This is a genomic window from Microcoleus sp. B3-D7 (assembly GCF_036705305.1).
In the GTDB taxonomy this organism is placed as follows: Bacteria; Cyanobacteriota; Cyanobacteriia; order Cyanobacteriales; family Microcoleaceae; genus Microcoleus.
In genome coordinates this window covers 33,693-57,040 of sequence record NZ_JAUBUE010000003.1, presented here as the reverse complement: position 1 = coordinate 57,040, position 23,348 = coordinate 33,693, and the positions used below count along the sequence as shown (strand labels likewise).

Annotated in this window: 19 protein-coding genes and 2 pseudogenes; 9 read left to right on the top strand and 12 right to left on the bottom strand. The window is 45.1% G+C overall.

Annotated features, from left to right (window positions below; translation table 11 throughout):
• Window positions 1-111: 111 nt before the first annotated feature.
• From QUB25_RS03395 to QUB25_RS03385, 3 genes are all read left to right on the top strand, one after another.
• Window positions 112-867: a DUF2993 domain-containing protein gene (locus tag QUB25_RS03395; protein WP_333035730.1), complete on the top strand. Its 756-nt coding sequence runs from the start codon at window positions 112-114 to the stop codon at window positions 865-867.
• Between the two features lie 235 nt (window positions 868-1,102).
• Window positions 1,103-1,393, top strand: a complete 291-nt coding sequence (locus QUB25_RS03390) for a DUF1816 domain-containing protein (RefSeq protein WP_333035732.1) — start codon at window positions 1,103-1,105, stop codon at window positions 1,391-1,393.
• Window positions 1,394-1,762: 369 nt separating this feature from the next.
• Window positions 1,763-2,038, top strand: a complete 276-nt coding sequence (locus QUB25_RS03385) for a DUF1816 domain-containing protein (protein WP_333035734.1) — start codon at window positions 1,763-1,765, stop codon at window positions 2,036-2,038.
• A gap of 162 nt (window positions 2,039-2,200) precedes the next feature.
• On the opposite strand, the gene QUB25_RS03380 is transcribed toward QUB25_RS03385, so the two are convergent.
• Window positions 2,201-3,211, bottom strand: coding sequence for a J domain-containing protein (locus QUB25_RS03380; RefSeq protein ID WP_333138058.1), 1,011 nt, complete (start codon window positions 3,209-3,211; stop codon window positions 2,201-2,203).
• A gap of 1,322 nt (window positions 3,212-4,533) precedes the next feature.
• Window positions 4,534-5,823, bottom strand: a complete 1,290-nt coding sequence (locus QUB25_RS03375) for a glucose-1-phosphate adenylyltransferase (protein WP_333035737.1) — start codon at window positions 5,821-5,823, stop codon at window positions 4,534-4,536.
• 765 nt (window positions 5,824-6,588) lie between these two features.
• On the opposite strand from QUB25_RS03375, the gene QUB25_RS03370 reads away from it, so the two are divergent.
• The gene (locus QUB25_RS03370; RefSeq protein WP_333182002.1) at window positions 6,589-8,055 is read left to right on the top strand and encodes a glycoside hydrolase family 13 protein; all 1,467 of its coding nucleotides are present in this window, start codon (window positions 6,589-6,591) and stop codon (window positions 8,053-8,055) included.
• Between the two features lie 189 nt (window positions 8,056-8,244).
• On the opposite strand, the gene QUB25_RS03365 is transcribed toward QUB25_RS03370, so the two are convergent.
• Together QUB25_RS03365 and QUB25_RS03360 are read right to left on the bottom strand one after the other, a co-directional pair.
• Complete coding sequence (locus QUB25_RS03365; protein ID WP_333182001.1) at window positions 8,245-8,658, bottom strand: fasciclin domain-containing protein; 414 nt, start codon at window positions 8,656-8,658, stop codon at window positions 8,245-8,247.
• A 163-nt stretch (window positions 8,659-8,821) separates the two neighbouring features.
• Window positions 8,822-9,247, bottom strand: coding sequence for a DUF2358 domain-containing protein (locus tag QUB25_RS03360; RefSeq protein WP_333182158.1), 426 nt, complete (start codon window positions 9,245-9,247; stop codon window positions 8,822-8,824).
• Between the two features lie 58 nt (window positions 9,248-9,305).
• Here QUB25_RS03360 and QUB25_RS03355 point away from each other — a divergent pair, with 58 nt between their 5' ends.
• Window positions 9,306-9,884 carry a hypothetical protein gene (locus tag QUB25_RS03355; RefSeq protein ID WP_333182000.1) on the top strand — a complete coding sequence of 193 codons (579 nt, stop codon included), beginning with the start codon at window positions 9,306-9,308 and terminating at the stop codon, window positions 9,882-9,884.
• A gap of 34 nt (window positions 9,885-9,918) precedes the next feature.
• Here the strand turns inward: QUB25_RS03355 and QUB25_RS03350 are convergent, their stop codons facing one another.
• Both QUB25_RS03350 and QUB25_RS03345 read right to left on the bottom strand, forming a co-directional pair.
• Window positions 9,919-10,314, bottom strand: coding sequence for a VOC family protein (locus tag QUB25_RS03350; protein WP_333063420.1), 396 nt, complete (start codon window positions 10,312-10,314; stop codon window positions 9,919-9,921).
• Between the two features lie 53 nt (window positions 10,315-10,367).
• Complete coding sequence (locus QUB25_RS03345; protein ID WP_333181999.1) at window positions 10,368-11,555, bottom strand: histidinol-phosphate transaminase; 1,188 nt, start codon at window positions 11,553-11,555, stop codon at window positions 10,368-10,370.
• 167 nt (window positions 11,556-11,722) lie between these two features.
• Here QUB25_RS03345 and QUB25_RS03340 point away from each other — a divergent pair, with 167 nt between their 5' ends.
• Window positions 11,723-12,022, top strand: a complete 300-nt coding sequence (locus QUB25_RS03340) for a WGxxGxxG family protein (protein ID WP_333035745.1) — start codon at window positions 11,723-11,725, stop codon at window positions 12,020-12,022.
• 154 nt (window positions 12,023-12,176) lie between these two features.
• Here the strand turns inward: QUB25_RS03340 and QUB25_RS03335 are convergent, their stop codons facing one another.
• The 6 genes and pseudogenes from QUB25_RS03335 to QUB25_RS03310 all read right to left on the bottom strand — a co-directional run bounded on the left by QUB25_RS03335 (window position 12,177) and on the right by QUB25_RS03310 (window position 17,934).
• Complete coding sequence (locus QUB25_RS03335) at window positions 12,177-12,884, bottom strand: ROK family protein (RefSeq protein WP_333181998.1); 708 nt, start codon at window positions 12,882-12,884, stop codon at window positions 12,177-12,179.
• A 282-nt stretch (window positions 12,885-13,166) separates the two neighbouring features.
• Window positions 13,167-13,241 (bottom strand): annotated as a pseudogene (locus QUB25_RS03330) (hypothetical protein); the annotation flags it as partial.
• A gap of 252 nt (window positions 13,242-13,493) precedes the next feature.
• Window positions 13,494-13,676 carry a group II intron maturase-specific domain-containing protein gene (locus QUB25_RS03325; RefSeq protein ID WP_333181997.1) on the bottom strand — a complete coding sequence of 61 codons (183 nt, stop codon included), beginning with the start codon at window positions 13,674-13,676 and terminating at the stop codon, window positions 13,494-13,496.
• Window positions 13,677-14,264: 588 nt separating this feature from the next.
• Window positions 14,265-14,903 carry a reverse transcriptase N-terminal domain-containing protein gene (locus tag QUB25_RS03320; RefSeq protein WP_333181996.1) on the bottom strand — a complete coding sequence of 213 codons (639 nt, stop codon included), beginning with the start codon at window positions 14,901-14,903 and terminating at the stop codon, window positions 14,265-14,267.
• 453 nt (window positions 14,904-15,356) lie between these two features.
• Window positions 15,357-16,453: pseudogene (locus QUB25_RS03315) on the bottom strand (IS630 family transposase).
• 869 nt (window positions 16,454-17,322) lie between these two features.
• On the bottom strand, window positions 17,323-17,934 hold the full coding sequence (locus QUB25_RS03310; protein WP_333181995.1) for a hypothetical protein: 612 nt from the start codon (window positions 17,932-17,934) through the stop codon (window positions 17,323-17,325).
• Window positions 17,935-18,835: 901 nt separating this feature from the next.
• On the opposite strand from QUB25_RS03310, the gene QUB25_RS03305 reads away from it, so the two are divergent.
• The 3 genes from QUB25_RS03305 (at window position 18,836) to QUB25_RS03295 (ending at window position 23,139) form a co-directional block, all read left to right on the top strand.
• Entirely contained in the window at window positions 18,836-20,407 is a 1,572-nt protein-coding gene (locus tag QUB25_RS03305) for a serine/threonine-protein kinase (protein ID WP_333181994.1), read from the top strand.
• 520 nt (window positions 20,408-20,927) lie between these two features.
• The gene (locus QUB25_RS03300) at window positions 20,928-21,260 is read left to right on the top strand and encodes a DUF6825 family protein (RefSeq protein WP_190660406.1); all 333 of its coding nucleotides are present in this window, start codon (window positions 20,928-20,930) and stop codon (window positions 21,258-21,260) included.
• Between the two features lie 112 nt (window positions 21,261-21,372).
• Window positions 21,373-23,139 carry an AarF/ABC1/UbiB kinase family protein gene (locus QUB25_RS03295; protein WP_333181993.1) on the top strand — a complete coding sequence of 589 codons (1,767 nt, stop codon included), beginning with the start codon at window positions 21,373-21,375 and terminating at the stop codon, window positions 23,137-23,139.
• Window positions 23,140-23,348: the final 209 nt, after the last annotated feature.

Here is a 23,348-nt window from a genome sequence, read left to right as displayed (position 1 = left end):
TTTGAAGACAGACAAAAAACAAGATCTGCTTATGAGGTGAATAAGCACAAGCGATTTTTACATTTCTTAATATGAGGTTATAATGGCGACTGTAGATGAGCAAACGAATAAATGGTAGCAGCTTTGTTTAGCGGTACATCCTTTCAAGGTCAAAGTGGCGATCGCCTTGTTAGTAAAGTAGCAGGAGCTGCGATCGCAGCCTTATTCAAGCGTTCTGAAAAGGCCGAGGCCAACATCCGAGTCGAACCAGTAGCCAAACTCTTGCAGGGAAGCATCGACGGTTTCGACTTCGTTGGCAAAGGTATGTTGATGTACAACGGCCTTCGCATAGAAGTGATGGAACTCTACCTGCAAGCACTCTCCATTGATTTTGGAGCGATTTTTGCAGGTCAAGTGAAATTACGGCAGCCTACCCAGGCAAATATGCGAGTAGTCTTAAGTCGATCGGATTTAACCACCTCATTCAATACACCTTTTGTAGTTGAAAAACTCCAGAAGCTGAAGTACCAAGAGCAATCTCTGCACTTTCAAAACACTGAAGTCAGCTTCGGAACTGACAAATCAATTCGGCTTCAGTCCGAAATTACCGTAGGCGATGCCAGCGAACCGGTCAAAATAGATATTACTGCTCAATTGCAAGTAGAAGACAGACGCAAAATCCAATTTGTCAGCGTTACTTACGGCGGTGACGAGCAAGCAGTAGACTTGGGCCAAGCTATAATTGCCCACGTAAATAACTTGCTAGACTTAGACAAATTTGCCTTAGAAGGCACTCAACTGCGAGTAGACCGCTGCCGAGTTCAGAACGACGAGCTGGTTTTCTACGGTTGGGCTGGTATCGAACAGTTCCCCAAAGGCAAGCGCTAAACCTCAGCAGGCTGAGGTTTGCCCAGCCATCTAGTTCGGAAAAAGAGCATTTTTCAGTTAGCAAACAACCCGCACCGGCGGGTTTTGCTTTAGGTTTTAGATGGGAAGAAAAATCTAAGATCTAAAATCTCGCATCTAAAGTCGATCGAGGCAAAATCAGCACTGAGGTTGATTCGATCGGACAAATTATTTTGATAGATTTAAATAATAAATTAAACCTCCCTCAAGAATAAAGATGCTCGGATTTTATTTATTTTGTATCTACGTCGCAGTCTTGTCCGTGTTTGCCGGGCCAAGCCACCGCCGGTCTGAGAAATGGTGGGTAGAAATTGTCACCGATTTGCCCCACTGTACCTACTATTTTGGCCCCTTCGACACCGACAAAGAAGCCTCAAGCAATACTCCAGGCTACATCGAAGACTTGGAAAGCGAGGGAGCTAAAAGGGTTAGTATCCGCATCAAACGCTGTCAGCCTTCGGAACTCACGATTTGCGATAGTGAATTTTCAGAGGGTATCGCGGCTTAAGAATTTTGATACTCCAGGGGGCAGAAACCGGGTTTTTTGACGAAAATACTCCGTCTATAGCGAGGGGTATGGGTTAAGCAACGCGGTTTCTGAGCGTCAAGAGTGTCTAAGTTCTGTTTGAATTTTTCATTAACTGAAGCCTCAACAATAATATTAAGCATCGTCTTGTCCTAGTCCTTACCGGGCGGACTTTGTATTTGTAGTGGTGGCTTCAAAGTCGGCATCTTCTCCACCAAAATGCAGAGTTTAGCCAGCATTAACTGCCAAAAATTATCGGCATCAAATCAGCACTGAGGACGAGCCGATCGCTCCCGTTGCCTTGATAAATTGAGAATAGTAAAAACTACTTAAGTATTTCCCGAGGTAAATATGTTTGAAATCTCTATGTTGGGTATGTTTTTCACGGCTTTTTGGGTGCTAGCTCAACCTGCTAGCAGCACTCGACGCGACGAATGGTGGGTAGAAGTGGATACCGATTCGCCAAAGGGTACCTATTACTTTGGGCCCTATGACAGCAGACAGGAAGCTTCTGACAGATCGACCGGCTACATCCGAGATCTGGAGAACAAAGGAGCTAAAAAAATTACCATCAACCTCAAACAAGGTAGTCAACCTACTCAGCTAAGAGCTAGCGAAGAGTCTTGAGAAGGTTGGAAAGTGCAAATTACGGGCGAAGAAAAGTTGACTTATTAACAGGGTATTTTTCAAATGAGAGCGCGCTTGCATACAGTAGGGACACAACAATGCTGTGTCCCGAGGAAATATTGAAGAAAGAATCTTATTTGCGCCCGAGAAATGCACGCTTTTTCAAAGCACCATCTGATTGAGATTACTGCGAGGATTAAAAGTACGGTTTGCTTGGATTTTCTCGTAGGACTCGCGTTCGACAGTGGTGAGTTCTTTAGGTGGCACGATCGCAATTTTTACTAACAAATCAGTCCGCTCGTCTTTCTTGGGTTTCGGCCATCCTTTGCCCCGCAACCGCAAAGACTGACCCGAACGAATCCCGGCTGGAAATTTCACAGTGATCATACCTTCAGGCGCCGGCACTTCAATCGAAGCTCCCAACACCGCTTCATCGGGAGTTATCGGCACTTCGCAGACCAAATTTTCTCCCTCAAACTGGAAGAAAGCGTGAGGCAAAACTTCTAATTTTAGGTACAAATCTCCCTGCTGCTTCGTGTAGGGGTCAACTTGACCTTTGCCTTTTATCCGAATTTTACTGCCGGTTTTCACTCCGGCTGGAATCGAAACTTCCCCCGTGGCGACTCGCTTGGAAGTTCCCCGAAATGCTTCCCCCAGAGTCAGGGAAATGGCGACCTCGGTGTCGAGAGAGCTTCCTGCAGTGCGGTTTTCGTACCCCGCGAAATCTTCAAATCCGCCAAAACCTGTGGGCCCGCCGCTGGTGCTGCGGTAGTTGCTGTAATTCCACTTGGCATTGCGGGCACTACCGGGACTACTACCTGCGCGGCCTAGCAAGGCATTGATAAATTCGTCAAAACTGCCGTACTCGCTGAAGTCAACCCCGCCAAAGTCTACATTCGTACTGCCCCCCCCCGGCCATCCGCCTGGAGTTGTGGCAGCTTGCTTCCAGTATTGACCGTATTGGTCGTATTTTTTGCGTTTTTCAGGGTCTGAGAGCACTTCGTAAGCTTCGTTTACTTCTTTAAAACGAGCTTCGGCTTCTTTGTTGCCGGGGTTCATGTCCGGGTGATATTTGCGGGCTAGTTTGCGGAAAGTTTTTTTAATTTCGTCAGAACTGGCAGTTTTGTTGAGCCCCAAAATAGCGTAATAGTCTTTAAAATCTGTTGCAGCCATTAAGCAATCCCCTCTTTATTAGTTGTTATTTGTTAGTTGTTAGTTGTTAGAAAGAATAAATCCCAAATTAGCCGCAGGATGGCGCATTAGTATAATGCCAGGAGCCGAAGTGCCTGCGGCATCTCATTCAAATTATAGGTTATCAAAGGTTTGGACTCGATCGAGTTCGGTTGTTGCTTGGCGTTCGATCGCAATTTCCGCACTCCGCTGCTGTTTAAGATTTTATAGCATTCGGATCTCTGGTGCTGAAGGGAGCCAGAGCAGCCGCCTCTAGAAATGCTTTTGGCATTCGACAGCAAAAACAATGGTTTCATCAATTAAGAACGTCCTTACCCTAGATGCCGTTGCTATACCTGTGAGCTGTGAGACGGGGAAACTCCTGTGACGAAAACTTTGTGGGGAGTTATGAGGCTTAGGGCTGTCGGGAGGCAGCAGCCCGGTTGAGATGAGGCGGGGAAAGCTGCTGCTGTTGCGGGCGCGAGACCAGGAGGGTTGACTGGCGCGGACGATCGATCTTTTTTTGGTCTTTCTTTTCGGGGCGCGGTGCGATGGCTACGCCCCGGCTTACGCCTACGAACTTCTCGATCTGAGCTTTATCACCCAATCCAAATCTTAGCAGGTTTTCATCAGCAAGTTCGATCCAATCTGATGTCTAAATTGTGACTATATAATACCCTAAATTGCGCCGTTATCCCACAAAATTTCTAGATATTTTTTATTAACCCCAGACCCTTCCTATAAAATTTTATTTTTACAACCTTTGAAGAGATTTAAATCCAAGTAATATAACATAATTTCTCCGCTGTCTGTTAGCTACATCACACACTTGTATAAAACATTAAGATAGGATAGTAGAGCGATAAGCTTTTAACGCTACTAGGGTGCTAACATTATGAATTATTTGCTAAGTTGGCCTTGTGGCTGCTGCGACGATTGGAAAGATAGTTCCGAGAGTTCTGTTTTACTCAGAAACGGGCAGCGCATTTGCCAGTCGTGCTACCAGCGCAAATACAAGAATCAGAAGCTATTCGCCAGACGCAGGCGAGCGGACATATCTGTATCACGGCAGACAGTAACAGAGAAGGTCGCTTATTAATAATCCGCGAGCCTTTGAATAAAGCCAAGTATTTCGACAACCTCGCATCAGGGGTGGAAATTAATAATCAACAAAAAAAAGAATGAATTTTGTCATCAGTCATCAGTCATCGGTCATTGGTGATCTGTCACTAATTTCATTATTTATAATCAGTCACTTGAAAAGCAGGTAACAGATTTTAACTTAAAAAACTAATGACTGACGACTAATGACTAATGACTAATAACTAAATGATAGTTCCATCAGGAATCGTGGCATTTTTCAGGACTACGATAATGCCGCTGCGGATGTAAAAACCTTGGTTTTCGCGGTTTGCTTCTTCCACTCGGTCTTTATTAATTATTTGAACATTGCGGCCAATGCGGGCATTTTTATCCACAATCGCGCGGCGAATTGTAGTATCTGCACCGATACCGAGGGCGACGCCGCCGCTGTCCAAACTCGAATGCCGTTCGGCGTCGGGTTCGTAGAAGTCAGCACCCAGGACCAGGGTGTCTTGAATCGTACATCCAGCTTCAATGCGCGATCGAACTCCCAACACAGAATGGTCGATCCGGCACTCTTTGAGAATGCAGCCTTCAGCAATAATCGATTCAGTCACGTGAGTATTTAAAAGCTTAGTCGGCGGCAAGAAACGCGGGCGAGTATAAATCGGCGCCTTTTCATCGTAGAAACTGAAAGGCGGCTTAGGCTGTTTTGTCAGAGCCAAGTTAGCCTCGTAAAAAGCCTCAATGGTTCCGATATCTTCCCAGTAATCGTCAAACAAATAAGCTTGAACGTTGTGGTCTTTTGCAGAATTCGGAATTATCTCTTTACCAAAATCAGTTTGATTTGGAGATTCTTTCAGGAGTTTAATCAGAACTTCTCTTTTGAAGACGTAAATCCCCATCGAAGCAATGTAAGGACTTTCCTGAGCCTGCTGCGCTGTTAGTCCCAGTGTAGTAGTATCCACCTGCATTTGTTTGAGCGCATCGCCTTTTGGCTTTTCGCTGAAAGAAACAATGCGGCCGGTGTCGTCGATTTTCATCAAACCAAAATCCGAGGCCCGCTTCTCGTCCATTGGCAAAACCGAGAGGGTGATATCCGCGTTGGTTTCGCGGTGTCTCTGCACAAACTTCTGGTAGTCCATGCGATAGAGGTGGTCGCCAGAGAGAATCAAGTATTCATCAACGTCCCACTGTTCTAGCAGCGAGAGATATTGGCGAACTGCGTCGGCTGTCCCTTGAAACCAGTTGGGGTTTTCCTGAGTTTGCTGGGCGGCGAGCACCTCAACAAATCCCTCGGTGAAGCCGGAAAACTGGTAGGTGCGAGAGATGTGACGGTTGAGGGATGCTGAGTTGAATTGGGTGAGGACGTAGATTTTGACTATTTCCGAGTTTATGCAGTTGCTGACAGGAATATCGATGAGGCGATATTTGCCTGCGAGGGGAACTGCGGGTTTGGCTCGCAGTTTGGTTAGGGGGTAAAGGCGGGTGCCTACACCGCCACCGAGGATGATGGCTAAGACTTTTTTCAAGGAACTTTCTCCCTAGGGTCGATTAACTCTCCAAGTACAGTGTCGGATGGTGAGGGCTTCTTGACAAGGGGGGGGAGCAAGGAAGTTTTGAGTTTTGAGTTATCAGTTGAGTCGCCTACACAGAAACCGGGTTGTTTAATCCAAATACTTCTTCAAATCCTCAATAACAGTTAAAAAACCCGGTTTAGAAGAGTTGGAGTGCGTCCGGGACTGGAGTTAGGAGTTTTGAGTTGTGAGTTAAAATACCCATCTATCCAGAATGGATATTTAAAAAAGTTTTGAGTTGTGACTTAAAATACCCTTCAATAAATAAAGGCAGTTTAAGGAAAGAATAAGGTTCGGGGTTTGGGCTGTTAATAATAAGTCTTTTGGGTAAAGTCCCCGTTTTCACAATTTATCAATCGAGGCTCATGGCGCTGTTGTTCTTTTTCAAGGCAGGTCGATCGCGCCACCACGGGCGCTGACGCTCTGTATGGGCCCTTCTTCGCGCTCTGGTTCTGCTTGAGTTTGATCCGGTTTTTTTGCGGGCGTTTCTGTTATTTGAGTTTGTCCGACTCCACAGCACTCAGGAAGCGCCCCCCGTCGGGACGATAAATTTCTTCTAGGTAGAGTCAGTTTTCTATCTTAGATTGACCGCAAATTTGTGTAATATTTTACAATTTGTCGCTCGACCAAATGGGATAAAATGTCTATTCTCTACCAAAAGCTAGATCCGCAACAAACATCTGCTACTGTAGCCTAACCCCTAAAAGCTAAAAAAAGTGTATGCAAATTCAAACGCCAGACTGGGTTAAACACGCGGTATTCTACCAAATATTCCCCGATCGCTTCGCCAAAAGCAAACAGCCTCGCAAACGCCTGCTGCAAAACTTCATGTGGGAAGAATGGCACGAAATCCCCACCCTGCAAGGCTACAAAGGCGGCGACTTGTGGGGCGTGATGGAACAGCTAGACTACTTGCAAGACTTAGGCATTAACGCAATTTATTTCACCCCCATATTTCAGTCGGCCAGCAATCACCGCTACCACACCCACGACTACTATCAAGTCGATCCGATGTTGGGTGGCAATCCGGCTTTTAAAGAGCTTCTAGACGCGGCTCACGATCGCAACATCAAAATCGTCCTCGACGGCGTATTCAACCACGCCAGCCGCGGCTTTTTCTTCTTTCACGACATCCTCGAAAACGGCCCCCATTCTCCTTGGGTGGATTGGTTTAAAATTGAAGGCTGGCCGCTATCCGCTTACGACGGCAATTTTCCTGCTAATTATGCCGGTTGGGATGGGAATCGAGCACTTCCTGAATTCAATCACGATAATCCAGAAGTGCGAGAATACATCATGGAAATCGCCGAATATTGGATTAAATTCGGCATCGATGGCTGGCGGCTGGACGTTCCTTTTGAAATTAAAACCCCAGGATTTTGGCAGGAATTTCGAGACCGAGTTAAAGCTATTAATCCCGAAGCTTACATTGTTGGTGAAGTTTGGGAAGACGCGAGAGAATGGCTCGACGGCAGTCAATTTGATGGAGTAATGAATTATCTTTTTGCGGCGCCGACTATTGCTTTTACAGCGGGCGATAGAGTTGATTTAGCTCAAATTGAAGGTCGTTCTTACCATCCCTATCCGCCGCTTTTTGCTAAAGAGTACGGCGACAAAATTCAGCACGTTTTGGATCTCTACCCGTGGCCGATACAGCTAACTCAACTTAATTTGTTGGCTAGTCACGATACAGCTAGGTTGCTGTCAATTGCTGGGGGCGATAAAGCTAGCGTCGAACTCGCTACTTTGCTACTGTTAACTTTTCCGGGAGCTCCTAGCATTTACTACGGCGATGAAGTTGGTTTACCCGGTGCTCTAGACCCCGATTCTCGCCGCGGTTTTCCCTTACAATCTCGCTGGGAACTTGATGTTTTAGATTATCATAAGCAGTTGATAGCTTTGCGGCACAAATACGCGGCCCTCCGCACTGGATCGTACCAAGTTCTGTTTGCTGAAGGAACGGTTTACGTTTTTGCCAGAATTTTGAGGGATGAGGAAATAGTTGTTGCGATTAATGTCGCGACCGAAGAAGCTAATATTAGCTTTGAGGCAGCTAATTTGAAATCTCCTCACGAGAAATTGCTGTTTGGGAAAGGCGAGTTTGTTTGGAAAGGTGACGGGGAAAATCGGCTTTTAGAATTGATGCTGCCGGCGCGCTCAGGATTGATTTTAGGTTCGGATAATTAGTTCAGCAATTACGCAAGTGTCACGATCAAATCGACTTGTAGGGTGCGTCCGACCGAGTTATGGGCGGATGAGCTATGGTTTGGGTTCTGACGCACCTTACTAATTGTAACACTTGCGTAAGTTCTCTAGTTTAAAATGTCAGGTGCGCCCATAAGCACCCTACTAAATTTAGAGATGCCACAAGTTTGGTTATGCTGCAAGCAATGTTGGTATTAGCACCGCATCAATGATATGAATGACGCCATTGTCGGCAAGAATATCTGAAGTGAGAACTTTAGCATCATTCACTTTAATGCCGTCAGAAGTATCAATTCCCACTACAGAACCTTCCACTGTTTCAGCAGAACTTAACTCAAGTAAATTCTCACTTAGTACCTCGCCAAACAGAATGTGATAAGTCAGAATTTTCTTGAGCTTGGGTATGTCTTCCAGCCAAGAGGTAATAGTGTTCGTACGAATTTTGGCAAATGCCTCATCAGTTGGTGCTAAGACGGTATAAGGTCCCGGACTTTGCAATAAATCTAACAAACCAGCCGCTTCAATAACAGTCACGAGTGTTTTGAAAGAGCTGGCATTGGTGGCAGTCTGGACAATATCAGCCATGATGTTTTTCAGGAGTGCAAATAAAAGAAAATGAATCAGAGGCGACAATCATTTTAGCAATTTACAAATAGCAGAAAATGAATCGGAGGGATGATGATTATTTTAGCCATTATAAGTTAATTGGGTGGCTGGCCCTGATCTCGGCGCGATCGACCTTTTTGGCTTATACTTGGGTCGCCTCCTCCCCCTTGCGGAAAAACTGCTTTAAAATCTCTCCGGGTTCTCTGTCCCAGGTGTCAATATGTTGGTAAATTAAGCCGTCTTTATCCAGTTTATAAGTAGAGTAGCCGTTAAAAAAAATCCGAGCTTTCCAGGGAACCCGCAGTTTCCCGCGAACAGTCCAATTTGCCACAATAGTATCATGGGCTGTCTGACCTACGTCGTGCAGGTCGAAGTAAATCTCGTTAAAGAATAGCTGCCCGTGAAATCGAAGAGTCCAAAAGATAATGCGATAGTTAATTTTTCCTTTAAATTTGTTAACCGGGTCTTGAAAATAAACATCTTTTGTGTAGATGTCGTAGGAGATGTCTTTTTCAAAAAGCGTCGGGAGATCCGCTTTCAGGGTGTCTACTGCTTGTTCTACCTGCATTTGATATTCGATCGCGCTCAAACTACCACCTTGTGACAGTATTAATTTATAACTTTAAATGAATAATCTCGATCGGCAGCGGGAGGAGCAAAAAATTGATACTTCATCCAGCTCTAATCTTACCTCTAATTATATTGTCCGCGCCGGCCTTTCTGCTGGCCCGGACTTGGGACATCGAAACCTTGGCACAGATTTGACAGAACACCCCCACTCCTCTGACATTCTCGCAGAAATCAACAGCGGTAAGCTTTTGATGGTAGATAGCCGTCGCCGGAACGGCCTAATTTTGATTAAACGCTTCCACGCGGAGTTTGCCGGACCTGGGGCTGCCGTTGGGGGCGTTTTTGATGTTGACTCTCAGCAGGCGATTCCCGTGGGCGATTTTTGTTTGGTTTGCCCTCAATCTCCCGAAGAAATACAGAAAGCTTTTGGAATTCGGCGGCAGTGGGTGCGGTTAATGGAACAGTTAACGGCAAAGCCTACAGCTTTGGAACGCGCACAAATGGTTTTAACTCAGTTTGAACAATATTTGGATTCGGAAATAGTGGCACAAATTCCCGATGAAGCTTTGGCACTTTTAGTAGGCGTATTTCCCCAAACCATTCGCGCGGCACGGCAAGGAAATGATCAGTTATAAATTGGTGTAGATACCTTAGGCTGCGATCGCGCTGCTACAAGTTCCACTCGGCATTCTGCAAAACGACTCGATAGCCATCTGGGTCTTCAAAGGTCACTCCATCTTTGTCCCAGTAAGGATTGTAGGAGTTTACAGGCTCAAATCCCATTGCTTTCATTCGCTCAACAGCCTGCTGCCATTCTTGTTGGTTAGGAAGGTAAAAGACGATAAGATTGTCTTGAGTTGGAGCGCCACCTACAATATGTCCCCGTTGATGGATGAATTCAAAGTGGTGGCTTTCTCCTGGCATCCCAATCATTACTCCATCAAAACCTTCATGGTTTTCAAAACGATCGAGGATTTGCAGCCCTAAACCCTCTGTGTAGAAATGAACAACTCGATCGAGGCAATCCGTTGGACGAGCAACCCGTAAAACCTTTCCTTGAAGCATATATACCTTCTCCAAAGTTATTTTTGTGTTAAGCAGAAACTGGAGACAGAATATTATGAGTTGTCAAAAATTTCTCCTATTCGATCGACTGTTCGCTGATTTTCCTCCGGGCTACCCACCGTAATTCGCAAACCTCCCCCAGTATGGCGAATTAAAGTACCTCGCTGTTTTAGCTGCTGCATGATTTGTTTGTGTTCAGTTTCTGCTAAATTATGATCGCCAGCTTTCACCCGCAGGTAAACGAAGTTAGCCGCACTCGGCCAAACTTGCAATTTTCGATGCTGAGTTAGCGCTGCAATTAATTGCGATCTCTCTGCTATAATTTCGGGAATTACTGCCAGCAATAACTGCCGCTGCGCTAGGGCAAACTCGGCTGAGGTTTGCGAGAAACTGGGGAGGTTGTAGGGGAGACGGATTTTTTCTAAGGCGGCTGCGAGTTCGGGATGGGCGATCGCATATCCGACTCTCATTGACGCTAACCGAAATGCTTTGGAAAATGTGCGTAAAATTATCCAATTCTGGTGATGGTGCAATTGGTCTGCTAAAGTATTTTGGCTGAATTCAAAATAGGCTTCGTCAATTACTACTAATATCTCTTCGGGTAAATTTGACAACCATTCTATTTCATCTGGTGTCAAAGCATTGGCTGTGGGAGAATTGGGATGAACGACAAAGACGGCGCGCACGGGGGGATTTTGATTTTGGGCGATCGCCTTTTTAGCCGCCTCGATATCGATTTCAAAATTCTCCTCTTTTCGCGGAACACTCACAACGGGAATACCGAGGGTTTGGGCGATTATTCCATACATCGAAAAGGTAGGATTCGCAACCAAAATAGAGCCGGTACCGCCTAAACAAGTAGCTATTAAGATGGATCTAATTAGTTCGTCGGAACCGTTGCCCACAGAAATATTGTCGGCTGTAATGGCGGTTTTGGGCAGTGTAACCCCCCCTAGCCCCCCCTTGTTAAGGGCGGGGACATTTAGGGATTCATTGACGTATTCGGCGAGATCCTCTTTGAGGGCTGCGTGGCCTCCGTCGGGATAGCGATTAGTCTCAATTAACTGCTGGTAAGTCCAAGCTAGCTTTTTTTTTAATTCCTCTGGCAAGTCGTAGGGGCATTCGTTGGTATCAAGGCGATCGATCGCACTTTCCGAATGCGCTGGTTCTCCTGATGTGCCGCCCGGATGGGGAGTGTATGCGGTAAGTTCGGCTAAATCTTTTCGGATAAAGGGAAGCATGGTATAGTTTACGACTTTTTATTTTAGATAATCTGCTTAGAAGCATCTGAACTTAGCATAGAGCGTCTTCTATCTCGAAAGCAAGAGGAGAGGGGGATTTAGTTTCTGTCGCTCGATTGATGCCGGGGGCGCGCCCAATTGATTATTCTTAGAAAGTAACTGCTAATATGTGGAAACCAAGTATGAAAGTCAAGCCGTCAGAGATCTCTAAAAATGCCGCCGCTACCCTCATAGCTTTGAGTTTGGCTATTCTCCCTTCAGCTATGCCTGCCTCAGCTCAAACCGAGTCAGCTCCGACCCAAAACAATACTGATTCTAATGGAGTCGTTCTCGACAGAACTCCCTTTCAAGAAAGCAAAAACGACAACAATCATTGGGGTGCTTTGGGTTTGTTGGGCATACTCGGTTTGGCTAATCTGTTTCGCAAGGATGAACCTAAACGCTACCGCGATCCGATGGGCGAATAATTTTTTAAACGACCATCACACAAGCCAAAAACAAAATCAACCGTCGTGGATTCAGAAACCGGGTTTTTTACCTAAAGAGTGGATTATTGCCTTTAATCCGAGCAAAAAATCCGGTTTCTTTGATATTGATGGGAATTTTTGCCACCAAGTTTACTCAATCACGCCACAAAGCAATCCCGCCCAATAAACCGCTCACATTTGGTACTATTTTAACCTGTGGCGGTAACTCAAAAGCAATCTTTTTAGTATTGCCACCGCCGATGTAAATGCGATCGCAGTTAAAGAGATTTTGCACAGAGGTGAGCGCTTTTTCTAGACGGCGATTCCATCTTTTGGAACCGACTGTATCTAATGCCGATCGCCCTAATTGCTGTTCGTAAGTTTCCCCTTTGCGAAACGGGTGATGTCCTAATTCTAAATTGGGTACCAAGATACCATCGACAAATAAGGCAGAACCGAAACCTGTACCCAGGGTAATTACTAATTCTACCCCCGTCCCAGCAATTGCTCCCAATCCTTGAATATCCGCATCGTTCGCCACTCGCACAGGTTTTCCCAAGCGATCTTTGAGGGTAGTTTGTAAGTCAAAATCTATCCAAGACGGATCTAAATTCACTGCGGTTTTGATGACGCCTAGACGCACGACGCCTGGGAAGCCGACGGATACTCGGTCAAATTCCCCTTGTCCGCTTGCTAAAGAGGCGATCGCCTCTAGTACGGGTTCCGGTTTCGGCGGTTGAGGCGTTTCTAAACGGCTGCGTTCCGTTTGGGGCTCACCTTCATTGTCCAAAACCATAACTTTGATACCACTTCCGCCAATGTCAACGGCTAAGGTGCGAGTCGATCTATCTTGTTCAGTCATTTGATTGTTAAGACTTGAAAGTTGGTCAGGTTTTAATTTTTGAATTGGCAAAAATTTTGAATCGCTTCCCACCTTTCCGCTAGGAAAGTTCCCACAGAATGATCATCTTCTAATTCGATTAATTGCACCCAGGGACGGTTAGCGGCAAAATTTATGCTAGCTGTTAGATTCGATAGGGGCATTTCTCCACCTACCTCTACTTCAGAACCCGACGTGAAACTTTCGCCTCATCCGGATCCTTGATATCTTCACCCTTGTTATGGGTACAATTCAAAACGGGTTTTAATCATGGTTCTTGTGGAAGGAACCGTCTTTTTCCGTTTTTGTGTCGTGACAGTGTTTATGTAGAAGTTGGAGGTTTTTAAATTTATCTTTGCCACCTAGGGAGGTGGGTTAGATATGGTCAACTTCTACAATGTCTGTAGGTGTAAAGTACAAACCACAGTGGCTACATTTACCTTTTTATTTCTTAATGAGTATTCCTACTATTGTTGGTGTGTCATGGTATTCTCCAAGTCGTTTACTTCAGTAAATCTACTGACTATTATAGGGTGTTGAATTGCCTTTTACGTTTACGTGCCTTACGATATTCGTTGTTGCATATTGGACTCACTCAAAACCTATTTCTGTGCTGACCCACCAATTTAGTTCGCCTACTGTTCGCCAGTATTTGTCTGTGTTGATGTTACCTTTTTCTCGTCGTTTTGCCCATCCTCTTAGCTTGTGTTCAGCAAGATTATCTACTTTTTGGAAGATTTTCTTACTTACTAATGCTGAGTAATAGTCTGACAATCCCCGGATGATTGCATTTTACCTCTTAATTAAGACAGATTGATGGGAGTGTTTATAGCAATCTATTACTTCAGCTTTTTTTACGAGATGAGCCTGGATTTTTGGTTGGGACGGGGTGATTATTGTCTTGAAACCTAGTGGCTTTCCATTTGTAGTTTTGGCATCTCTATAGTTACCTACGGGATACAGTTGTATATGGAATCCTAAAAACTAAAACACAACATTTCCATTATATTTGTTGAGAAGGTGGGTTAATTTTGTGGGATTTGGTTTCTACTCTAAGGCAATATCACTCCACCAGTAGGCAATTATCTTCTGACAGGTGAGTATTACGTCAATGTTTTTGTACATTATCACAAAATCATCGTCGTCTCGGGTTAAACTTAGGGAACATTGTTTCTCTTTTTTATTGATTCGTGAGTACCCTTTTGTTAGCGTTTCCGCATATTGCTTAATCCTTTCTTCCATTCCGTGTAGGGCCATGTTAGCCAGCAGCGGGGAAATAACCCCTCCGGGTGGGTTAGCTTCCTTGGTAGAAAAATTTTTACCTTGGTCTAACAGGCCACTTTTAAGCCACGACTTAATTTGTTATCGGAGTCGTGGATAAGTATTTATTTTGTCAAGTAACGCTTTTTGATTAATGGGGTCAACGCATTTAGCAATATCAGCATCTAGCACATATTTGGCTTTATATCTGATACTGTTAAAGATGGCTCCTATCGCATCATGACATGACCTTCCTCGTCGAAAACCATATGAGTTGGGATCGAATGATGCCTCCCATTCTGGCTCAAGCGGTGCTTTGACAACTGATTGTAAGGCGCGGTCGTACATTGTGGGTATGGGTAATAGTCTTGACTCATTAGTTCCTAGTTTTGGAATCATTACCCTACGTGTAGATTGTGCTTTACCAGTTGTTTTGAGATCATTTACTAGCTTAATTCGTTGCTTCGGGGTTAGTAATTTAATACCATCCACTCCGGCTGTACGTTTACCAGCATAGTCTTGTGTAACCCGTCGTACCGCTAGAACCTTATTATACCATGAATTAATCAAGCTCTTTTGAAGCTTACCAACTGCTTTAACATCACCATGTTCACTTGTTCTATAGATACGTTTTTGCGACTTGAATTTCAATCTTTCGGCTTGGCGCCCATTGATTTGATTCCATTCCAGCGTCTGGTTGTCCCGCGTTTTAGACTTATTCATTGCTACGATAATTCCCATCTTTGAAGTTACCGGGCATCTGTCTGCGTATCTCTGTCATTAAAATAGAGCATTAGCGTCTGATACACTCCCTATCTCATGTACTCTTCGTTAGCTACTTACTGGGTGATCCACCTGTTCTTCTCCAGAATACATGATAGTTACTTCGTTCCCAATACAAATTGGTAGAGTTTTTAGTGTGATGCTATCCACTGGGTTTCTGGGCAGTGCTTATAGGAAGAAGTTAAAATCGCCTATGCCATATCCTTGTCTTTTGGCATGGTGTTAATCAGCCATTAGACTACTTCAATATAACGATGATTCACCCACATCTTTGCTTTCGCTACACATGAACTATTGCTCGACATTTACCAGGTTGGGCTACCAGTAGGCTGCCTTTGACCCCCGCTTTACTCTGTTAGTGGCTACCTAACAAAATAGGGGAGAAGCTGTTCGACATCTAAACTGCATTAACTAAGTTACCTTTAATTTTTTTATGTTCCATTTCATAATTAGTACTCGTTCATTTAAAAGTTTATGTAACAATAATTCTAGTTTTTCAATGGATTTAAATAATCTATTAGCAACATATTCCTTGGCAGAATGCCATACTAATTCAACTAGCTTATAGTCAGGGCTATATTTGGGCAAAAACTCTATGATTAGATTGGGCATTTATGAGGCTATTTTCTGCAAAGTCTCTGCTTTTTTATGAAAACTAGCGTTGTCCAAAATTATCACAAACTTACAGCCATTATCTTGAAAGTCTTCGACTAAATTTTCTTGCAATATCCACTCGGCTTTTAAATCTTCATAAAAATAAATTCAGCACAGCATAAAAATTAGCAGAATTCCCAGAGGAAATAAAATCTACCCATCTTTTTTTGTCTGAATATCTCACTCCACCCATCACATTAATACGGCCTTTTCGTCGCTCTCCTATGAATGTTAATTCGAGTTCCTTTTTTACACCAGCTTTTCCTTCTAATCACTCTTAAACTAAATCCACTCTCGTCCCAAAACCATACCTGTAAAAGGTATGAAGATGCTTTTTATATTTTTAGATACTCAGCTAATTTATCTTTGAATAAACCCCTTTCTACGGCATCTTGCTTATCTTTCAAGCTGTATTTAGCCCAAAGGTAAACATACTTTTTTGATTTTAAAATTCTCCTTACTTGGGTACTACTCAGCTCAATTACCGTCTGTTCTCCTAGATATATTGCAAGTCTAGCTGTTGTCCATCTTCCGAACTCATAACCATATTTTTCCGGGTCTACTTCAAGTGTTTCTAAAAGTAAATTAATGTATTTCTCTGTAGCTTTTCGGTAATTACCCTTCATCCTGTTATCTTTAAAACTGTCTAAAATTTCAGGATCACCGTGAACACTCCAATAGGCAACTTTTCGGAGAGAACATCCAATTACTTCAGTAGTTTGAGCTTGTGAGCTTCCGTTATTTAGTAATAAAAATATTAACGCTCTTTGTCGAATATCTGGATGCTCATGGTCTTTTAATGCTTGTTACAGAGTTTTCTTTGTTTCAGAACTGAGGAAGTTTTTAGTAGGTATAAATTTTATTAAAATTATTATACTATAGCATACCATACAATATGCGTTTTAGATGCTGAACAGCTTATTTCCAAGGTAATTTTTTGACTAGGTATAGAGAATTTTGATGTAATTTATGACTTTTTTTTACCATGTGTAAAGTTAATTTACTGACAATTTATGCCACCTGTAAAATGATTATAATTCCTTCCTAGCGGCGATATAAAATTACTTTTATTTCTCGATTTTCAACAGCTTTGTTAACAATTTTATCTTTTTTTTCTTCGTTTTCATGGCTGTTCAATCCACCTAACCCCTCTAGGTTGGGCTTATAGTTAATAATAAATTAGCTTTCTCTGTTAAACCAGGTAAAGAGTCTAAGCTAATCCGCATTTAAATTGCATGGTAAAAGAAATTTTAACTTTGGTGGGGAGTAGAGGTTGGGCAGGAAAGCCCGCTCTCAACATACAATTTAAATGCACAACAGCTTACCAAATATTTTGCTAGCTTCATTTGTCTTTCATTCCTGCCTGAGCTATTCATTGAGCATATTAACTAATGAATAGCCAACACTATTTATGCTTGTAACTGATTGTCAGACTTTTGATTTTCCCAAGCTAGAGATGTATGGCTTTTTTTATAAAAACTCGGAATTAATACCAAATTAATCAGGATTAGTGAAGCCCAATATTTTGGCAACTGATTTAGGATTACTATATTCTAAGGGGGGTAGCTAACCAGAATTTCGTATAACAACGCACTTCGGGCTTCACAAACATCAATATTTCTCTCTTTTCTCTTTCTCTGCGCCAAGAGCGCCCTCTGCAGTTCGTTGAAAAAAATCTACTTTATTTCAAGCAATAGGATGGCTATAGGCGATCGCACCCACCCTACAAATCAAAACTCTCTTCACCAATACTTCCCAGTTCCCCGCTACCCAGAAACTCTTCCTCCTCTACTTCTTCAACCGACTCGAAACTTTCCACCACAAACGGCAAACCAGCCGCCATCAAACCCCGTTGAATCAGTTCCGGCGTTTCCTCAAACAAAACAAATAGCGGATGAACAGCCTCAGCTTCATCGCTGTAAATATGTCTGTAGCGCTGCGGCATCACCCATTCGTAACCTTTATCCAGCCAAACTTGAGACTGACGCCAGCGGCCGAGCAACTCAGAAAACTCTTCGCCCGGACGATGAATGAAAATCAAAATTTCCACTCCAATTTTAACTTTCCATTCTGGATCGCACATCAAAATGGCCAAATCGCAGGGCAAACAAACTGCCTGTCCGGGCGATATGCTAGTGCCGCTGCTTCCGGCATACGAAACCCCGTCCCGCAAGCGCGCAATTGGCAAAGGAATTGTGATTAAACTCTCATGGGCGCGGCGGATACTCGGAATCATTTCCATGTAAACGCGATATTTTTTCAGCAGCGCGATCGCGGCCGAAGATTCGCTGTACTCTGCTAGTAAAGTTTCGTAATGTGATTGTTTAACAGACATTTTCAAACCAAAGAATAAGTAATTACTAATTGCTGCTAATTGCTAATCGATCGCTTATCGTTACCAGGAAGACCCCATTCGTGACAACTTAAGCTCAAGTTCCCCCCTTGGGGGGAACTTGAGCTTGCCTCCAGGCCTTGCTGTGTAACGCGAACAGCGATTGAAGCATTTATGGCTCTGGGCTACCAATGTCGGGAGAATGCTTACAGCCTTTTTATTTACAAGGTTTGAGCCATTTGCAGTCTCAAGATTAAGCCCGATACGATGCCTCTTTCTCATTTTAGGCCGCTCGCCTGAACTTCATCTGAGCCAAAAAGGTAATTTGGTCTGTAAGGTGTGACTCTGGGAGCAGCAGGGGAAAACGACGTATTATAAATCCAGATCATATTCGCCATCGGAATGTACCAGTTCGCCTCAACTGAAGTGATCGCAGCCAGATTGCAAAAATTGCTCTCTCCCCTAGTCTATTCAAGAATCGAGCGTCTCTTCAGACCTGAGAGTCTCAATTCCCCAAGCTCAAGAGCGCGATGCGGCAATCTTCAATCCCATAAAATTGATTATAAGTCAACATAAAACCTAAATTTTTACAAAAATCGACTAATTTTAAAGACTTGTTAAAGCAATGAGGGGTTGTACCCCCCATAAGTTAGAGTCAGATCAGATATTATAGATGCACCCTGATGGCTTTCCCGTTCCACAAGAGCGGGATTTTTATTATTGGAAAGCCGGAGCGTTAATTTTCACAATACCTACGACAGATAAAATGACGTGGGGATGCCAAGATTAAAGATATAGCAGAGCTAAAGCTAAAACTAGGGCGCCGATCGCTCAAACCTCACCCCTAACTCTGCGAAATAACCCAAAGGCGGTAGCATAGTTTGGGAAACGGCATCAACTGAAGATGAACTTAGCGCCAGCAACAGTCCTGCAACAGGGCAAATACAAAATTAACGCGACTTTAGGGATAGGAGGGTTCGGCATCACTTACCGAGCTATCCACACCCATTTAAACCAAACCGTCGTACTCAAAACCCTCAACGAAAGTCTGCGCCAACACCCAGAATCTGCCCAATTTCAGCAGCAGTTTATTGCCGAAGCCCAACGCCGCTCGCGGTGTCAGCATCCCAACATAGTCAGGGTAATTGACTTTTTTGAAGAAGCCGGACAGTCTTTTATTGCAATGGACTACATTCCGGGCCAAACTCTCGCCCAAATAGTCGAAACCGATCAGCCGCTGCCAGAACCCCAGGCCCTGCACTATATTCGGCAAATAGCCTCAGCCGTAAGTACAGTTCACCACAGCGGATTGCTGCACGGAGATATCAAGCCAGAAAATATTATCCGGCGAGCCGATTCTCACGTAGTAATGTTAATAGATTTCGGAATTCCCCGCGGCTTTACCGCCGGCACCAAACAAACCCACACTAACTTGCTCTCCCCCGGGTACGCGCCGATCGAACAATACCTCTATGACGGTAAATGTACACCGGCCACTGACATCTACGCGATCGCAGCCACCCTCTACTACTTACTCTCCGGCGTGGCGCCCGTAGCAGCACCCCTGCGCGATCGCATTCCCTTGACTGAGTTACGGCAATTTCAGCCCAACCTCAGCCCAGGAATCGAGCGAGCCATCCTTCAGGGACTCGAAATCGACCCCCAAAACCGCCCTCAGACAGTCGAAAATTGGCTCACCATGCTGCAAGAAACAGAGCGAGTATCAGTAAAAAGAAAAGGCAAGCAAAGTCTAAGATTGCCCGCACCTCCCCCGCCGCAGTTGACTTTTCTAGCGTTTGTCGTAACGGCTGCAATTGCAGGCTGGATGGGTTTTGACCTAGCATGGCACTACAACAGCACCAGTCTCAGCAATCGTCCCAAAATTGAATCCTTCCCATCTCTGGAAGATTTGCTCAAATCCCGCGATTTGTCAGGGCCGATGTTTGGGCAGCCGTCTGTCGAAAGCAGCCCTCTCTATCCGATCGAACTCAACAAGCGCCCCAAACCCCCCTTAGACAGCACCAACATTCCCGAACAGAGCGAAGATCCCTCAGAAACTAGCGCCGTACCTTCTGAGTCTCAAAGCCAGGAAACTCCCGCCCCAGAACCCGAACCGGAACCTGAGCCATCGCCGACGCCCGAACCCGCACAGGAGCCTTCTGAGTCCCCCATTCCAGAGCCTCAAACCGAAATCGAGCCAGATCCCCAACCAGAAGCCGCACCAGTACCAGAAGTTGCGCCCCTGCCTGCAGAACCGCCCGCCGCGCCCGCCCCGCCTGCCCCTGAGAGTGCTAGCGCTGAAACCTTGCCGCCGTCGGAATCCGCGCCGCCAGTAATAGCCTCGCCCATCGAGCGATCGCCTGATCCTGCGATACCAAGTCCCAGTGGCAACAATTCAGATAGTTCGATCGCACCTGATTCGCCACCTCCTGTGGCAGATCCCACGATGCCTTTTCCCGAACCTGCGACAAATTAGTATGGTTTTTGTTGGTTCAAAGTCCGGACAAATACTTGGTTTTATGAGTCAGCAAATATCTGCTCATTAGTTTAGATAATAAGGCCCTACCTAGCTAACCACTATCTTCCAAAAACTTCCGTCGAAGCTGAAAATTCCAACAGTCGCCCTCTAAGTTTATCGAATATTTCCTATTCCCTCTGCAATCCAAATGCCCGCCAAAAAATGCAGGACTGTTTTCTATTTTGATTTAAATTATGTTAGAATATGTGGGGGGCGCTAAGGTGGTGTGATGTCGCGTATTAATACTGCCAAGCTGCAAATATTTTGGTACAAAGCAACCCCAACCTCGAATTTGAGCAAGTGTAAGCGAGGCTTTTGGGCTAAGCCGTGGCGCCTTAGACTGTTCTAACTCTCAACAATCCCATCCCCGACACTCGGGGTGCGAGTGTCAATTCCCCCAAACTTCCTTCCTTTGGGAGCAAGCATCATGGGGGACAAGCAAGTTATAATTTGTTGCGGAAGCGCACAGAGATTTTTTATGAGTAAACCCCCAGTTCATGCTTTTTTTGTAGGCAGAGCACTTGCCGAAGCACTGTACGAGCAATTAGAAAGCGCGGCAACCAACGCTTTCTCTGAACTCGGCAAATTTGACGCAGAACAAAGAGAACGCCTGCGACAGTTCACCGATCGAGTTGTGGAACGGGCAAATCGAGCTTCGGATGAGGCGATGCAGACCAGAACTGGCACTGCAAGCACCACTACCATTCAAGACATCCATCCTGCAGATTTGCAAGCGACTATTGACGAGCTGCGCGCCGAAGTGGCTCTGGTGCGATCGGAATTGCAGCGCTACCGCAGCAGTTTGCCCTAGCGCTCAATTTCGATCGCAACTATTATTTACTACGTGAGCGCATTGCTTTGCGCTCCTGCGCTCCTACTTTCAATCAAAGCAACAACATAAAATAAGCAATTTGGGAACCCAAGTGTCTGCTCTCCTTGATGACTCTGTTAATCGCCAGCGCTCCCCCAAGCCCACTGGCGAAGCCGATGAGCCAAAAACTGCTAGTAAATCCTACAAAAGTAAAGCTTATCGCTGGAACCGCGAAAAATATTCCCGGAAGCGGCGCTTCTTCGACATTTGGGCCTTTGTCTTGCTCTGGCTGGCTTCCCTCTGGCTCGACAGCAAAAATTGGAGCTACTGGGGAGGCGTGACTGAAGAAAAGAAAGTTGCCAGACGCCGCTTTCAAGCTATGTGGGTTCGAGAAACACTCTTGGATTTGGGGCCAACTTTCATTAAAGTTGGGCAGTTATTTTCTACCCGCGCCGACTTGTTCCCGGCAGAGTTTGTCGAGGAACTTTCTAAGCTGCAAGATAAAGTGCCTGCTTTCAGCTACGAGCAGTTAGAGGTAATTGTTGAGCAAGATTTGGGCAAGACAGTTCAAGAACTCTACCGCAGCTTTGACCCGGTGCCCCTGGCCGCTGCAAGTCTGGGTCAGGTACACAAAGCTCAACTGCATTCGGGCCCGGAAGTGGTGGTTAAGGTGCAGCGACCGGGACTGCGGAAGCTGTTCGAGATCGATTTGCAAATTCTTAAGGGAATTGCCCGTTACTTTCAAAACCATCCTAAGTGGGGCCGCGGCCGAGATTGGATGGGGATTTATGAGGAATGCTGTCGCATTCTGTGGCTGGAAATTGACTATCTCCATGAAGGCCGCAATGCTGATACTTTTCGCCGCAATTTTAGCAACTGTGACTGGGTGCGGGTGCCGAGGGTTTATTGGCGGTACGCGGCTCCGCGAGTGCTGACTTTGGAATACCTGCCAGGGATTAAAATCAGCCACTACGAAGCCTTGGAAGCTGCCGGTATCGATCGTAAATTAATCGCTCAGTTGGGGGCAAAAGCTTATTTGCGCCAGTTGCTCAACGACGGCTTTTTCCACGCTGACCCACACCCCGGCAACATCGCTGTTAGTGCTGACGGTTGTCTGATTTTCTATGATTTTGGCATGATGGGGCAAATCCAGTCGAACGTCCGCGAAGGACTGATGGAGACGCTCTACGGCATTGCTTCCAAGGATGGACAGCGGATTATGGATTCTCTGATCAATTTGGGAGCTTTGGTGCCTACGGGTGATATGAGTCCGGTGCGCCGCAGCATCCAGTATATGCTGGACAATTTCATGGACAAGCCTTTTGAAAATCAGTCTGTGAGCGCGATTACGGACGACCTTTACGATATTGCCTACAACCAACCTTTTCGCTTCCCAGCTACTTTTACTTTTGTAATGCGAGCTTTTTCCACAATCGAAGGGGTGGGCCGAGGTTTAGATCCCGAGTTCAACTTTATGGAGGTGGCACAACCTTTTGCCATGCAGCTTATGACTAATGGAAATGGCCATGATACAAGTAGCAGCATTTTTAACGAAATCGGTCGTCAGGCGGCTCAGGTGAGTTCGAGTGCTTTGGGTTTGCCCCGCCGGATTGAGGAGACTATTGATAAACTCGAACAGGGAGATTTGCGGATTCGCGTCCGTTCTGCCGAAACAGAGCGCTTGCTCCGTCGCATGAGCAGCGCTCAAATGGGAACGAATTATGCTTTGCTGATGAGTGCTTTTACTTTGTCGGCGACAATTTTGTTTGTCAGCAATCAAGTCTGGCCGGCTGTCGCTGTGGCAGTGCTGGCGGCGGGTGCAGGGTTTGCTATGCTGCGTTTGTTCAAGCGGATCGATCGTTTAGACAGGATGTCATAATTGTGCAATTTGCGATTTGAAATTTCAGGTTTGAAATTTCCCGCCAGCCCAAATTTGACATCGAATGTTAAGTTTTGGCTGGCTGAACACAGATTGCTGAAATTTACAACACTTACGCGCTTTGAGACTAAAAACCCGGTTGCTGCCTAGATTTCTCGCCAGCAAAACCTCTAATTTTGGGTAGAAATCCAGTTTTTTTTGGCAGGTGC

Coding starts and splice junctions, on each gene's coding strand:
- QUB25_RS03305 (WP_333181994.1), top strand. CDS start 18,836: ATGAACTTAGCGCCAGCAACAGTCCTGCAACAGGGCAAATACAAAATT.
- QUB25_RS03300 (WP_190660406.1), top strand. CDS start 20,928: ATGAGTAAACCCCCAGTTCATGCTTTTTTTGTAGGCAGAGCACTTGCC.
- QUB25_RS03355 (WP_333182000.1), top strand. CDS start 9,306: ATGAATAATCTCGATCGGCAGCGGGAGGAGCAAAAAATTGATACTTCA.
- QUB25_RS03395 (WP_333035730.1), top strand. CDS start 112: ATGGTAGCAGCTTTGTTTAGCGGTACATCCTTTCAAGGTCAAAGTGGC.
- QUB25_RS03320 (WP_333181996.1), bottom strand. CDS start 14,903: ATGGGAATTATCGTAGCAATGAATAAGTCTAAAACGCGGGACAACCAG.
- QUB25_RS03385 (WP_333035734.1), top strand. CDS start 1,763: ATGTTTGAAATCTCTATGTTGGGTATGTTTTTCACGGCTTTTTGGGTG.
- QUB25_RS03370 (WP_333182002.1), top strand. CDS start 6,589: ATGCAAATTCAAACGCCAGACTGGGTTAAACACGCGGTATTCTACCAA.
- QUB25_RS03360 (WP_333182158.1), bottom strand. CDS start 9,247: ATGCAGGTAGAACAAGCAGTAGACACCCTGAAAGCGGATCTCCCGACG.
- QUB25_RS03340 (WP_333035745.1), top strand. CDS start 11,723: ATGTGGAAACCAAGTATGAAAGTCAAGCCGTCAGAGATCTCTAAAAAT.
- QUB25_RS03345 (WP_333181999.1), bottom strand. CDS start 11,555: ATGCTTCCCTTTATCCGAAAAGATTTAGCCGAACTTACCGCATACACT.
- QUB25_RS03365 (WP_333182001.1), bottom strand. CDS start 8,658: ATGGCTGATATTGTCCAGACTGCCACCAATGCCAGCTCTTTCAAAACA.
- QUB25_RS03380 (WP_333138058.1), bottom strand. CDS start 3,211: ATGGCTGCAACAGATTTTAAAGACTATTACGCTATTTTGGGGCTCAAC.
- QUB25_RS03390 (WP_333035732.1), top strand. CDS start 1,103: ATGCTCGGATTTTATTTATTTTGTATCTACGTCGCAGTCTTGTCCGTG.
- QUB25_RS03335 (WP_333181998.1), bottom strand. CDS start 12,884: ATGACTGAACAAGATAGATCGACTCGCACCTTAGCCGTTGACATTGGC.
- QUB25_RS03350 (WP_333063420.1), bottom strand. CDS start 10,314: ATGCTTCAAGGAAAGGTTTTACGGGTTGCTCGTCCAACGGATTGCCTC.
- QUB25_RS03310 (WP_333181995.1), bottom strand. CDS start 17,934: ATGTCTGTTAAACAATCACATTACGAAACTTTACTAGCAGAGTACAGC.